Here is a 12,991-nt window from a genome sequence, read left to right as displayed (position 1 = left end):
CCGATGGGGGGGGGCGTGGCGAGACGCTGCGCCCCGGCGGGCCCCCCCCCCCGCCCGCGGGCCCGGGGGGGGGCCCCCGGGGGGGGCGGGGGGGGGGGGGGGGGGGGCGCGCCCCCCCCCCCCCCCCACCCCCGCACCCGGCAGCAATCACTTCAACTCGTCCGGGCACGGAGTGCCCCGCGGCAGCTGGTACGGGGCCGCCACGCGGTACGTGCCCGCCTTCGGCGCGACCAGCACGGTCCACTTGTCGCCCTCGGCGTCCTGCTCCGTCTCCATGAGGCAGCCGTTGACGTTGTCGTACGTCTTCGGTTCGCCCTCGGCGCGGTGCTTGGAGGCGTCGGTCTCCTGGGGCGGCTTGAGGCTCTTTCCCTGCTCGTCGACGAGGCTCAGCCAGGGCGAGTACGGGATGCGGATGAGGACGCGGCCAGCCCTGCGCACCTGGAGGGTCATCTCGCCCTGTTCGGCGCGTTCGACGACCGCGTCCGGCTCGGCGAGCGACGCCGGGTCGGTGACCTTGAACAGCTGCCAGTTGGCGTCGCCCCAGACCTGCTTGAGGTACGGCATGCCCTCCTGCACCAGCGCGCGCTCGCGCTCGCCGCCGTTGCCGTCGACGTCGCCCTTGGGCAGCACCACGTAGTGCACCGCCCACCGCTGCAACCAGTCGTGGTAGTTCGCCGAGTTGAGCGTGTTGTCGTAGAAGAGCGGGTTGCGCTGCATGTCGGCCTGCCGGTTCCAGCCGCGGGCCAGGTTGACGTAGGGCGCCAGCGCGGAGGCCTCGCGGTGGGAGCGGGCGGGGACCACCTCGACGCGGCCCCTCTCCGCGCCGACCCGCTGCAACTGGTTGACCAGGGGGGCCAGCTCGCGCGCCCAGGAGGCGGCGGGGGTGGTGTTGACGATGTCGTCGACCGACTTGAACCCTATCCAGCCGACGAAGCCGACGACGGCCAGCACGATCGTGTACCAGGTGCGCGAGCGCGGGACCGCGAACGGCAGCGCCGCCACCAGGACCACCCCGCCGAACAGCATGGCCAGCCGGGTGATGTTGGAGCCGATCTGGGAGCTGATCAGCCAGACCAGGACCACCGCCAGGCCGTACACCGCGGACGTGATCCGGACCGTCTTCCACTCCCGGGGGACGAGGACGACGGCGAACACGGCGTAGATCAGGGGCAGGATCACCGAGGCGAACGCCATCGGCTGGGTGCCGGAGAACGGGAACAGCCAGGCCGACGCGGCCACCACCGCGGCCGGGGCGAGGCCCAGTGCCCACGCCCCCGGGCGCCGCTTCTGGAGGAACAGCGCGACCGCGACCAGGCCCACGAACAGGCCCGCCACCGGCGAGGACATGGTGGCGAGCGCGGCCAGCGGGGCCGCGACCAGCGCCTTCGCCCAGCGTTTGAAGCGCCAGCGGTGCGGCCAGCAGAACACGGCCGCGACCGCGCCCAGCGCGAACATCGTGCCCAGCCCGAAGGTCACCCGGCCCGACAGCGCGTTGCACAGCAGCCCGAACACGCCCATCAGCGCGGGCCACAACGGGTTCCTGACCGAGCGGCTGCGGATGAGGACCAGCGTCAGCAGGCCCGCCGAGACCGTGCCCGCGATCATCATGGTCGTACGGACGCCGAGGAGGGACATCAGATACGGCGACACGACGCTGTACGACACCGGGTGCATGCCGCCGTACCAGGCGAGGTTGTACGCCGAGTCGGGGTGCCGGCCGACGAACTCGGCCCAGGCGTCCTGCGCCGCGAGGTCGCCGCCGCTGTTGGCGAACGTGAAGAACCAGACGATGTGCAGCAGACCGGCCAGGACCGTGACGGACAGGACCGGGTGCCGCAGCATCCGCTCCCGTACCGCCATGACCGCCGACCGGGCGCGGGACCGTTCACCGTCCCGATCCTCCACAGGGTCGCCCACCGGGCCACCCGGCCGCCCGCGGTCACCGTCCGTGTCAGTCCTGGACGCTCCTGTTCGCGAACCGTTCCCCGGGCCCGGATCGGCGTCGTCGGCGCGTGTCGGATCCGCTGTGGCCACCTGAAGGCACTCCCCGTGTCCTGTTTTCTCTGTTCGCCGCCGCGTCCCACGACCGGCGACGTGCCCGATTCGTGACGCTAGCACGCACCCCGCCGGGTCAGCTCCCGGGTGGGGCTGCCCGACGGGGTGCGCGGGGGCGGCGACGGCCGCCGGGTGGTGCGGGGGTCAGCCGAGGCGCGTCAGCTTGGCCGGGAAGCCCGGCTCGGCGAGATCGTCCTGGAGGGCCACGGGCACCTGTACGGCACCGTCCCCACCGTCACCGACGGTGAGCAGGCCCACCTCCGTGCCGGCCTTCGCGATGTGCGGCAGTGCGTCCGTGGAGAGGGACAGCTTCAGTCGCAGGCCGGCCCAGCCGACCGCGGTGACGTCCTTGGTGACGACGACCGGAGTGTGGCCGCCGAGCTGGTCGTCGACGTACCCGACGACATCGCCCTTCTTCAGGATCTTCGCCGAGGTCGGCACGTCCTTCGCGGCGAGCAGCGCGGTCTTGCTGACCGCGTTGACCGTGTCGAGGATCGACGGGCCCTTGTGCTGGCCGAGGATCGCGCCGACGATCGTCACCGTCCGGCCGCCGACCTGCTTGTTGGCGGCGAAGAGCAGGTTGCCGCCGGCCGCGGTGGTGGAGCCGGTCTTGATGCCGATCGCGCCGATGGCGAAGGGCAACTCGTTGTAGTTGTTCCAGTACTTCCCGGTCGGATCCGTCCAGCTGGCCGCGCTGGTGATGGCCACCATGGCCGGCATCTTCATGGCCGCGTTGCCGAGCTTCACCTGGTCCTCGGCGGTGGAGACGGTGGTCTCCTTCAGACCCGAGGGGTCGGTGTACGTCGTGTTCGCCATGCCGAGTTCCTTGGCGGTGGCGTTCATCTTCTTGACGAACTCCGTCTCGGAGCCGGCGTCCCAGCGGGCCAGCAGGCGCGCGATGTTGTTCGCGGAGGGGATCATGACCGCGGACAGGGCCTGCTTCTCGGTGAGGGAGTCGCCGGCCTTCATGGTGTTGAGCGTGGACTCGCCGGCCTTGTCGTACCCGCCCTCCTTCTCCGCCGTCGGGTCGATCTCGATCTTCGGGCCTTCCTCGCCGGCCTTCAGCGGGTGGTCGCGCAGGATGATGTACGCGGTCATGGTCTTGGCGACCGAGCCGATGGCGACCGGCTTCTGCTCGCCGAAGTGGTCCATCGTGCCGACGCCGTCCACGCCCATCCAGCCCTGGCCCTCGTCGGGCCACGGCAGCTTCACCTGGTCGCCTTGGAAGGTGTAGGTGTCCTCGGCGGTCAGCGCGAAGGTGGGATCGGGCAGCGGGCGCACGGCCTGCACGACCGCAAAGACGATCAGCAGGAGGACGACCAGCGGAGTCCAGATCTTGACGCGGCGCACCGTGGTGCGCAGCGGGGTCTCCGGGGGCGGCGGAGTGTTCGTCAGCTCGGCCAGCAGGTCCAGCGGCGGCTTGGGGGGCAGCGGCTGCTGGGTGGTGCGCTCGGGACCGACCTGCGGAACGGCGGCCGTGGCGTCCGCGGGTACGGGCTTGGACGTGGACGTTTCCGGCTGCGCGGGCCGCGGCTTGCGGGGCTGCTGGGGGTCGAGCGGCTTGAGCGCGACGAACTTGCTGGTCCGCTCCGCTTCGGACTCGGGCGCCCGCTTCTTGTCGCCGCCCAGCTTGAGCATGGTCGTGGGCTGGTCGACCTGGGGCTTGGCGGCGCCGCCGATCTTCAGCATGGTGGTGGGCTGGTCCACGGGCGGCTTCTCGTCCGGGGCCACCGCCTCCGAGCCGCCGTCACCGGCTTCGGGGTCGTCGTCCTCCGCGGCCTCATCGGCTTCGGCACGCTTGCCGTCGCCGGAGCCCTTGCCGTGGCCGTCGCGCTCGGCGCCGTCGGCGCCGTCGGGCCCCTCGGCGTCAGCCTCGGGCTCAACGCCGCCCTTCGTACGCTCGGCAGCCTCAGGCGCGGCCTCGGCCTTGGACCGCTTGGCCTCGTCGGCCTCGTCGGCGGCCTCCGCGTCGGAAGCGACCGCGGCGTCCTCGGGCCCCTCGGCATCGGCCTCCGGCGCGACCCCGGCCTTCCCACGTCCGGCGCTGTCGGCGTCCTCCGCATCCTCCGCGGCCTCCGCCTCGGAAGCGCCCACCGCAGCGTCGGCGGCGGCCTCGCGCTCAGCCCCGGCCTTCCCACGCGCGGTGTCCTCGGGCGCCTCGGCGTCGGCCTCCGGCGCGACCCCGGCCTTCGTAGGCTCGGCGTCGTCGGCGTCCTCGCCCTCGGCGTCCTGCGGGTCGGAAGCGACCGCGGCCTCGTCGGCGGTCCCGGACTCGGGCCGGGCCTTCCCGCTCGCGGGAACCTCCCCCTCAGAGGCGTCCTTTGAGGCCTCAGCGTCGGCCTCGGTGTCGACCTCGCTCCCGGACGCGGCCCCCGCGTCCTTCGCGCCCGTCCCGCCGCCGGAGGCGTTCCCGGTGTCCGCGCGCTCGTCGTCGTCCCCGGAGTCCACCCACGCGGCCACCGCCGCACGCAGGCGCGCGTCACCCGACGCGCCGGCCCCGCCACCGTCGGCGGCGGCCTCCGCGGCAGCGCTCGCGCTGTCGTCCGCGTCGTCGGCGGCGTCGGTGTCGTCGGCGGCGTCGGTCTTCGCCGCCGTCTTCACGTCCCGCGTCGAAAGCACCCGAGTGGCCGTATCGACCCCGCCGCGCCCCTCGGAGCCACCGGCCGGGCCCGGTTCACGGGACTCCGCCGACTCCCCGGACTCCCCCGTCAGCGCGAGCCGCGGGTCGCGGGCCTCGTTCCTGGACTCGGGAACCGGACCCGCGCTCCCCGACGTCTTCCGTGCCGACGACTCGCGCTGCTTCGACCTGTCGGGGGACTCGCCCGCCACCGATGCCTCCTCATGTGCCGCACGCCCAACGTGCCGCTACCGAACCGTGAATCACGATCTGAACCGCCACCCGGACGACGCAGCCGAACCCTTGGCCGTACCGCTGTCCGAACCATGTACCAGTGTCCTGTGTACGGACCAAACCCATGCGGTAGACGAGAACGACATACCTACCGGTTCCCTTACGAACCGGTCACGCACCCTCGACAGACCAATGTGAGAGGGGTCACCCTGTCATTCATCCACGCGGGGAGGCATGGATGGGCAGGAGCCGCAGAACACTTCCGGAGGAGCTTCTGCTGCTGGCACTGGACCCGGCCACGGGTACCACTGCGCAGCCGCAGTCGCTCGACCTCGGTCTGGCCGGAGCACAGCTAGTGGAGCTGGCGCTGGCCGGACGGATAGCCCCAGACGGGGATCGTATCGCCGTGGTGGTGCCACGGCCGACAGGAGATCCAACTCTGGACTGCGCGTTGGAGTTGCTGCGAAGGCGCGGCGCTCCGGTACGGGCCGTCCACTGGATCGGCGGGCCGCGTCTCGGGCTCCGCCAGACCTACCTCTCGCATCTGGAGCGGTGCGGCATGGTGCACGCCGTGGCCGGCCAGATGTGCGGGGTGCTGCCGACGACTCGCTACCAGGCGACGGACACCGCCATCAGCCGGGAGATCAGGGCCCGGCTGGACTCGGCGATCCGCACCGGCGTACCGCCGGACCCGAGGACGGCGGCGCTCGCCGCGCTGGCGCACGCGGTCGGCCTCGGCAAGCACCTGTACCCCGGCAACGAGGGGCGGTCGTCACGGTCCCGGCTCAGGGACCTGATCCGGCACGACCCCATGGGCGGCCTCGTGGCGCACGCCGTGATGGACGTCCAGAACGGCGTGGCGGCGCAACCACGCCGCAGCGCGGCCTCGGCCGGCCGCCAGAGCGGGGCGGGCACCAGGCCCGCGGCGGAACCCGCTCGCGGCGTGCCGATGCAGCCACGCCACGGCTCCATGGCCCGTGCCGTGGCCCACTGAGCCGAACCGTTCGGAACGCCGCACCGTACAGAACAACGCCGCACCACAGTCCCCAGCCCCGGAGCGACGGTCCGGGAGCCGCAGGATCGGGCGGCGGGAACGTACACCTCGTACGCGTCCCGCCGCCCATTCGGCCTTGTTCCGGAACGGATCACGTGCCCGAACTGGCGTGTACCCGCTGCATATCCGGCGTTTCCCAGCGGTAGTAAGCACCTTGGTGGCAGTCTGCTCAGCAGCAGATACGCAAAGTAGAGGCATGCGGCCGGAGGTGCACGTCCCGTGGCGTCCAATGTCAATCCCACTGTCAGGCGGCGCCGGCTGGGCCAGGAGTTGCGCAGGCTGCGCGAACTCAAGGGCATGACGGCCGAGGAGGTGGCCGAGCGGCTGCTGGTGTCGCAGTCGAAGATCAGCCGCCTGGAGAACGGCCGGCGCAGCATCAGCCAGCGCGACGTGCGCGATCTGTGCGGGGTCTACGAGGTGGAGGACCACCGGATCGTCGACTCGCTGATGCAGATGGCCAAGGACTCGCGCCAGCAGGGCTGGTGGCACTCCTTCGGCGACATCCCCTACAGCGTCTACATCGGCCTGGAGACGGACGCGGCGAGCCTGCGGATCTACGACCCCCAGGTCGTTCCGGGGCTGCTTCAGACCCGCCAGTACGCGGAGGCGCTGATCTCCGGTGCCCTGCCGGAGACGGCGCCCGCCGACATCGAGAAGCGGGTGCAGGTCAGGATGCGCCGGCAGGAACGAATCTCCGCCGCCGACAACCCGTTGCGGCTGTGGACGGTCCTGGACGAGGCCGCCCTGCGCCGGGTCGTCGGCAGCCCCGCCCTGATGCGGGAGCAGTTGGAGCACCTGGTCGAGCAGTCCCAAATGCCGCACGTGACCGTGCAGGTCATCCCCTTCGACATGGGCGCGCACCCGGGCCTCAACGGCCAGTACGCGATCCTCGAGTTCCCGGACACGGCGGACTCCAGCGTCGTCTACATCGAGGGCGTCACCAGCGACCTGTATCTGGAGAAGGCGAACGACGTCCAGAAGTACAGCGTGATGTACGAACATCTGCGGGCGCAGGCCCTGAACGTGGAGCAGTCACGTCAGTTCATCGCGAATATCGCCAAGGAGCACGCACACTGAGCGCCGCGGCTTGAAGGTGCCGCACCGTACACCTTTGCCAAGCCAAGGCGGAAGACTCCGTTGGAATATGCCATCCGTAAGGATGAATCGTCGCTTCGGACTTGGAGCGCGGCGGGTAGCGTCGATCACGCCATCGATCACAACGTTGGCGCAAACCACTCCACTCGCAATCCGGAGCAGAAATGGCAATTCGTCAGGGCGTCACGGAGACGTGGACCAAGTCCTCGTACTCCACGGGCAACGGCGCGTGCGTCGAAGTCAAGTCACCGGTGGTCGCGGCCATGGCGGTCCGGGACTCCAAGGTCCCCACGGGCCCGGTGCTCGGCTTCCGCGCCGACACGTGGAACGCCTTCGTGACGTCAATCAAGGCTTGAGAAGACGACACCACTGCACGACAACCGCAACAAGCGCCAATTGATGAGCCCTCTCGACGAGTTCGCCGTCCTTGCCGAGGGGGCTCCGCTTGTGCCCGGACCCATCCGATCCGCTTTCATGTACGTGAACTACGGCCAGTAAGTGGAACATCTTTGCCTGCTCTTGACCTGACGCTTCCTTGTCGTGCTCACGCCACCGACTCACGATGAGCCTGGAAAGGAGCCCATGAACCCATGAACAGTCTCGACTGGGCCGTACTCATCGGCTACTTCGGTGTCATGGTGGCCATCGGCGTCTGGTCCCACCGGCACGTCGACGACGTCAGCGACTTCTTCACCGCGGGCGGCAAGATGCCCTGGTGGCTGTCGGGCATCTCGCACCACATGTCGGGCTACAGCGCGGTGATGTTCACCGGGTACGCGGGCATCGCCTACACCTACGGTGTCACGTCCTTCGTCACCTGGTCCTTCCCCATCGCGCTCGGCATCGCCATCGGGTCGCGGCTGTTCGCCCCGCGGATCAACCGGCTGCGGTCCCGGCTGCACGTCGCCTCACCGCTCGAATACCTGAAGAACCGCTACAACCTTCCCACCCAGCAGGCCCTCGCCTGGTCCGGGATGCTGCTGAAGGTCGTGGACGTGGCCTCCAAGTGGGCCGCCATCGCCACCCTGCTGTCCGTGTTCACAGGCATGTCCCTCAACCACGGCATCCTGATCACCGGCGTGATCACCGCCGTGTACTGCACCATCGGCGGTCTGTGGGCCGACGCCCTCACAGAACTGGGCCAGTTCGTCATCCAGCTCCTGGCCGGCATCACCATGTTCGTGGCCGTGGTCGCCGAACTCGGCCCGCACGGCGGCTTCTTCGGCGTCTGGGACGAACCGGCGCTGCACGGCCACGCCAAGCCGCTGGTCGGCCCGTACGGGACGGTGTTCCTGCTCGCGTTCCTCTTCATCAAGCTGTTCGAGTACAACGGCGGGATGCTCAACCAGGCGCAGCGGTACATGGCCACCGCGTCCGCCCGTGAGGCCACCCGCTCCGCGCGGCTCTCCGCCGTCCTGTGGCTGGTCTGGCCGCTCGTCCTGTTCTTCCCGATGTGGATGTCGCCGCTGCTGGTCCACGCGCAGAAGCCGGACGGCTCCGACTCCTACGCCCTGATGACCGAGCAGTTGCTGCCGCACGGCCTGCTGGGCCTGGTGATCGTCGGCTTCTTCTCGCACACGATGGCCATGTGCTCCTCCGACGCCAACGCCATCGCGGCCGTCTTCACCCGGGACATCGCGCCCGTCGTCTCCGCACGGGCACGGGCCTGGAACCAGCGCAGCGGGCTGGTCGCCGCCCGGCTGACGACGGTGGTCTTCCTCGCGCTGTCCATGGCGGTGGCCACCCAGGTCAACTCGCCGACGTTCAAGGACATCATCACCGTCGTCATCAAGTGGGTCGCCGGTCTCATGGGACCGATCGCCATCCCGATGATGCTGGGTCTGCTCCGCCCGTTCCGCCGCTCCGGTCCGACCGCGGCGCTCACCAGCTGGGCGGCCGGGCTGCTGGCCTTCTGGCTGGTGAACTACCCGATCAACTGGAACGTCGACGGCGGCGTGCCGTTGCAGTACCAGGTGTCGGTGCCGCTCGCGGTCTCGCTGGTCCTCTACGTCGGCATCGGATTCGTCAAGCCGGAGGACACACCGGAACGGCTCGCGGTCATCGAGAAGGTCAACACGGACGGGGACGGCGACCTGGCGGCCGCGGTACCGGCCCCGGCGGGCGCGAGCGACGACGTGGTGGGGAAGCAGCCGTAGCGGCGCGCGGCCCGCTCGGCTACCGGGCCCCGCGCGGATAGCGTGCCAGCCACCCCGGGGAGGACCCGGTGGGCCCGTGCAGCGCGGGCCCCTGGGTCATCTCCATCGCGAAGTCGTCCGCCAGGACCAGCAGAGTGGGACGGCCCTCCAGCTCGGCCAGCCAGCCCGGCGGGAGGGCCGTCTCTCCGTGCAGGGCGCCGAGCAGCCCGCCGGTGAGGGCACCGGCCGCGCCGGAGGACCCGCTGAGGTTCACCGCCAGGCACAGCCCGTGGCGTACGTCCTCGCTCACCAGCGCGCAGTACACGGACACGGCGAGCAGCCCCGCCGCCGTCCCCTCCCCCGCCAGTTCCTCCACCCGGTCCGGGGTCGGCAGGCCCTGCCGTACCGCGCCCAGCGCGTGCTGGAGGGCGTCCGACACCGGCTGGTGGCCGGGGCGCGCGGCGAGCAGCGCCAGCGACTTCTGCACGGCGCCGTCGAGACCGTCACCGCGGGCGAGGGCGTGCACGATCACGGCATAGGCGCCGGCGGCGAGGCAGGCGGTGGGGTGCCCGTGGGTCTGCGCCGCGCACTCCACGGCGAGCTGCACGACGAGCTGCGGCTCCCAGCCGACGAGAAGCCCGAAGGGCGCCGACCGGGCGACCGCCTCCGGACCGGCCTCGGCGGGGTTCTTGGGCGCCTCCAGGGTGCCCATGGTGTCGTCCCCGAACCCGACCAGCAGTGGTCGGCTGGGGCTGCGCCGGGCGTACAGCCACTCCTCGCGGGCCAGCCAGCCGTCGTCCTCGCGCCGCTCGTCGGGCCCCCAGTCCCGCTGGGTGGCGGCCCACCGCAGGTACGCGCGGTGCACATCGGTGGGCGGATGCCAGGCCCCGGTGTCGCGGCGGACGTGCGCGCGGATGAGCCCGTCGAGGGAGAACAGGGTGAGCTGCGTGAAGTGCGTGACGGCTCCGCGGCGGCCGTGGGCGGGCACGAGTTCGCGGATCCCCTCGGGTCCGTGGGCCTCCCTGATCGCCCCGAGGGCCAGGGAGTCCACCGGCGCGCCGAGGGCATCCCCCACGGCCACCCCGAGCAACGTCCCCCGCACCCGACTCCGGAAGTCCTGCTGCTCGCCACGCCCCCAGACGACCCCGGACGTCGCACCCACGCTGAGACCTCCCGCCGTTACCCGTCCGTACGGCCCTCAGTTCAGCACTGTATTCGAACGGGAATGGTCTGTTCAGGGAATGGACTGGTGAGGGAGGTGTGGTGAAAGTGATCTGAAAGGGTCAGAGTCAGTCGACCACCTGTGGGTCACGGAAGTAGTAGACGACCGTCACCCCCATGCCCGGCGTATGGGTGTACACGACTGTGATCGCCTCGGCCGAGTCACGGGCGAGAGGTGTCGTGTACGTGTATTCCACGGATGGAGGCCGCCAGCCGGGGATCTCGCGGCCTACCCCCGGGTCGCGGCCGATGGCCGCGAGCGCCTCCCGGACGACTTCCCGCTCCCCCTCCGTCAGGTTGCCGAACGCCTTCCTGGCGAGTTCAGCCTCCTCCAACGGGACTTCCTTCACGTGCCGTTTCCTCCGGCTCGAGCGTCCTCAAGAGCCGCCATGACCTCGGGCGAGTTCCTGATCAAGATCCGGTGCCGGTAGGCCCGGACAACAGCTGCGGCACCTTCGAAGTCGTTGGTCGGAGAAGCTCCTATGGCGGCCGCCAGCTCTTCCTCGAACCGCTCCCGGTCACCCGGGAATCCGTAGCGACCAAGGGCACTGCGCAGGTCGTCCACAGTGCGGATCTCCGGGAGGGGCATCGCTCCCCAGCCATGCTCGGGCTGTGCGCTCATCGTCCGCTCCTGTTGAAAGGGCATCGCTCTGCCTCCCAGTATTGCGCCGCGACGCACGAGTAGGCACAGCACCGTCACAGACCGGCCTCCGTCTCGGCCGTCTTCCAAATCGAGCGGATCTCGGCGACGGCCGGCGCCGCGTCCAGCTTTCCCATACCCACGATCCGTTCCAGCTCTCGCAGCCGGGCAGCGCGCTGCGGGTGCCGTTCGACGGCAACAAACACCGCCCAGGAATGCACGAAGGCCCTCAGCGGCGCGAGGCTCTGTGTGCGCTGAGCGTTCGTCGCTGCCTCGAACAGGTGTTGGGTGAGAGCAGGAATACGGCTCGGGGCGATGCGCGCGACCGCTGCCCGCAGAGCATCCGGAGCAGGTTCGGGCATGGGCGTCAGGCTGCTTGTCATCCGGCTCATCTCCGGGTCTCCCTACGCGGCCGCTGTGGACGGGCGGCAGTCTCTGCAGCGGCCTGGTTCTGGGGACCTGAACGCTCTCTCACAGCCGTCGCAGGTCTGGAGCGGGGCCGGGCGGAGGGCGGTCGCGGGGGTCGGTGAGGCAGCGGGCAGGGGCGGCGGCAGGAGGGAGGCGAGGCGGTGGGCCAGGAACGCCGCCGGGTGCTTGATCGGGTCCTGGGGCAGGCCCGCCGTGAGCGTTCGCGTCACGGCCGTGGGCGGTACGCCCCGCTCCAGCCACTCGGAGACCGCCGGTACCAGCCGGTGTACGTCCCGTTCGGTGAGGAGCAGGCGGGAGTCGTGGGCGCGGAGGCCGGCGAGCAGGTCGTTCGCCGTGCGGGGTGCGGGCGGGGCCGAGGCGGCGGGGGGCCTGGGCGGGGCGGCCGGGCGGTCGGGCTCGGCGGTCCGGGCGGCTTCGGCGCGTCGCGGCTTGTTGTACGAGGTCGTGCGGGTCGTCACTCGGCCCGATTGAAGACGCTCCTTGGTGCGTGAAAGGTAGCCGTGTTCCTCCAGCTCCCGCAGGGCCGCGGCGATCCGGATCTCCCCCTCGGGGAACTTCCCGGCCAGCGTCTTGATGCCGATGGGGGTGCCCTTCGGCAGCGACTGGATGTGCACCGCGAGACCGATCGCCGTCAGGGACAACTCGGCGTGCTGGGCCAGATGGTTGCCGACCACCGTGAAGTTCTCGTGGTGGGGTTCGTTCGCATGGATGACGCCGCCGGAATGGCCGGACTTGGCGCGTACGGGCGCGTTAGGGTGCTTGCTAGTCATCGGGAAGCGTCTTCTTCCTCGGTGATCAGGCCCTCGCAGTGGGATGGCAGTCCCGGCGAGGGCCGATGCATGTGGGCGGTTGGTGGGACAGACGCTGCACCACGATCACCTCGCCACGCCAGCCGAGTGGGGCATATTCACTCCGCCGGGTGATCGACGGGGGCGGTGGGGGCGGGTTCGGTTCTTTCCCCGGTTCCTTGGTCTTTGGTGTCGGGCGCCGCCGGGTCACCGATCGCCGCGACGCGGTGCGAGTTCGGCCCAGACCGTCTTGCCGTGGGCGGGTGCCTCGTTGACGCCCCAGCGGTCGGCGAGCGCGGCCACGAGCAACAGACCACGCCCCGACTCCGCATCCGCCGCCACCGGGTCCGCGATCCTCGGGAGCCGGTCGCCGCGCGCGTCGGTCACCTCGATACGCAGGACGCCGTCCCCGTGCAGCCTCATCGCCAGCCGGAAGTCCCGTCCCCTGACCCGTCCATGGAACGCCGCGTTCGCCGCCAGCTCCGCCACGATCTGCACCGCGTCCGTCAAGCTCACTCCCCAGTCGTCCAGTTGGCGTTCGGCCAGCAGGCGGGCCAGGCGCGCGCCTCTGCGCGTCGCGGAGAGCTGCACGGCGAAGTGGGCCAACGGAGCAGCGATCGGGAGGGGGAATTTCTTACTCATGTCACCCAGAGTCGTCATCTGTCCCTAGGCTGAACAGCCATCATCGCGGTACGCAACGTGACTGTACGAACGCGCGGCGGA

The 12,991-nt window shown here is 70.6% G+C and carries 12 protein-coding genes; 4 read left to right on the top strand and 8 right to left on the bottom strand.

Features of this window, described 5'->3' with window-relative positions; translation table 11 throughout:
- Positions 1 to 147 precede the first annotated feature (147 nt).
- Both ACFY3J_RS11670 and ACFY3J_RS11665 read right to left on the bottom strand, forming a co-directional pair.
- Positions 148 to 2,034: an MFS transporter gene (locus ACFY3J_RS11670; protein ID WP_384177844.1), complete on the bottom strand. Its 1,887-nt coding sequence runs from the start codon at positions 2,032 to 2,034 to the stop codon at positions 148 to 150.
- 165 nt (positions 2,035 to 2,199) lie between these two features.
- A complete protein-coding gene (locus tag ACFY3J_RS11665) occupies positions 2,200 to 4,884 on the bottom strand; it encodes a D-alanyl-D-alanine carboxypeptidase (RefSeq protein ID WP_390840786.1) in 2,685 nt (894 codons plus the stop codon).
- 260 nt (positions 4,885 to 5,144) lie between these two features.
- Between ACFY3J_RS11665 and ACFY3J_RS11660 the strand changes: the two genes are divergently transcribed.
- The 4 genes from ACFY3J_RS11660 to ACFY3J_RS11645 all read left to right on the top strand — a co-directional run bounded on the left by ACFY3J_RS11660 (position 5,145) and on the right by ACFY3J_RS11645 (position 9,211).
- Positions 5,145 to 5,900 carry a GPP34 family phosphoprotein gene (locus tag ACFY3J_RS11660; protein ID WP_384177839.1) on the top strand — a complete coding sequence of 252 codons (756 nt, stop codon included), beginning with the start codon at positions 5,145 to 5,147 and terminating at the stop codon, positions 5,898 to 5,900.
- A 279-nt stretch (positions 5,901 to 6,179) separates the two neighbouring features.
- Entirely contained in the window at positions 6,180 to 7,037 is an 858-nt protein-coding gene (locus ACFY3J_RS11655) for a helix-turn-helix domain-containing protein (RefSeq protein ID WP_390840785.1), read from the top strand.
- A 182-nt stretch (positions 7,038 to 7,219) separates the two neighbouring features.
- The gene (locus ACFY3J_RS11650; protein WP_384177835.1) at positions 7,220 to 7,411 is read left to right on the top strand and encodes a DUF397 domain-containing protein; all 192 of its coding nucleotides are present in this window, start codon (positions 7,220 to 7,222) and stop codon (positions 7,409 to 7,411) included.
- Between the two features lie 234 nt (positions 7,412 to 7,645).
- Complete coding sequence (locus tag ACFY3J_RS11645; protein ID WP_384177833.1) at positions 7,646 to 9,211, top strand: sodium:solute symporter family protein; 1,566 nt, start codon at positions 7,646 to 7,648, stop codon at positions 9,209 to 9,211.
- A 19-nt stretch (positions 9,212 to 9,230) separates the two neighbouring features.
- Here ACFY3J_RS11645 and ACFY3J_RS11640 read toward each other — a convergent pair whose 3' ends face one another.
- The 6 genes from ACFY3J_RS11640 to ACFY3J_RS11615 all read right to left on the bottom strand — a co-directional run bounded on the left by ACFY3J_RS11640 (position 9,231) and on the right by ACFY3J_RS11615 (position 12,910).
- The gene (locus ACFY3J_RS11640; protein WP_384177831.1) at positions 9,231 to 10,352 is read right to left on the bottom strand and encodes an ADP-ribosylglycohydrolase family protein; all 1,122 of its coding nucleotides are present in this window, start codon (positions 10,350 to 10,352) and stop codon (positions 9,231 to 9,233) included.
- Between the two features lie 127 nt (positions 10,353 to 10,479).
- The gene (locus ACFY3J_RS11635) at positions 10,480 to 10,761 is read right to left on the bottom strand and encodes a hypothetical protein (protein ID WP_384177829.1); all 282 of its coding nucleotides are present in this window, start codon (positions 10,759 to 10,761) and stop codon (positions 10,480 to 10,482) included.
- The gene (locus tag ACFY3J_RS11630) at positions 10,758 to 11,033 is read right to left on the bottom strand and encodes a hypothetical protein (RefSeq protein ID WP_384177827.1); all 276 of its coding nucleotides are present in this window, start codon (positions 11,031 to 11,033) and stop codon (positions 10,758 to 10,760) included. Before ACFY3J_RS11630 ends, ACFY3J_RS11635 begins: the two co-directional genes overlap by 4 nt.
- Positions 11,034 to 11,107: 74 nt before the next feature.
- Positions 11,108 to 11,443 (bottom strand): hypothetical protein, encoded by a 336-nt coding sequence (locus tag ACFY3J_RS11625; RefSeq protein WP_384177825.1) that lies wholly within the window; start codon positions 11,441 to 11,443, stop codon positions 11,108 to 11,110.
- Between the two features lie 12 nt (positions 11,444 to 11,455).
- On the bottom strand, positions 11,456 to 12,250 hold the full coding sequence (locus ACFY3J_RS11620) for a helix-turn-helix domain-containing protein (protein ID WP_384177823.1): 795 nt from the start codon (positions 12,248 to 12,250) through the stop codon (positions 11,456 to 11,458).
- Between the two features lie 225 nt (positions 12,251 to 12,475).
- Positions 12,476 to 12,910, bottom strand: a complete 435-nt coding sequence (locus tag ACFY3J_RS11615; protein ID WP_384177821.1) for an ATP-binding protein — start codon at positions 12,908 to 12,910, stop codon at positions 12,476 to 12,478.
- Between the last annotated feature and the right edge of the window lie 81 nt (positions 12,911 to 12,991).

It is taken from the genome of Streptomyces sp. NPDC001231 (assembly GCF_042896885.1).
Lineage (GTDB): Bacteria > Actinomycetota > Actinomycetes > Streptomycetales > Streptomycetaceae > Streptomyces.
The sequence above is the reverse complement of the archived record's forward strand: the minus strand, read 5'-3'. Positions and strand labels throughout refer to the sequence as shown.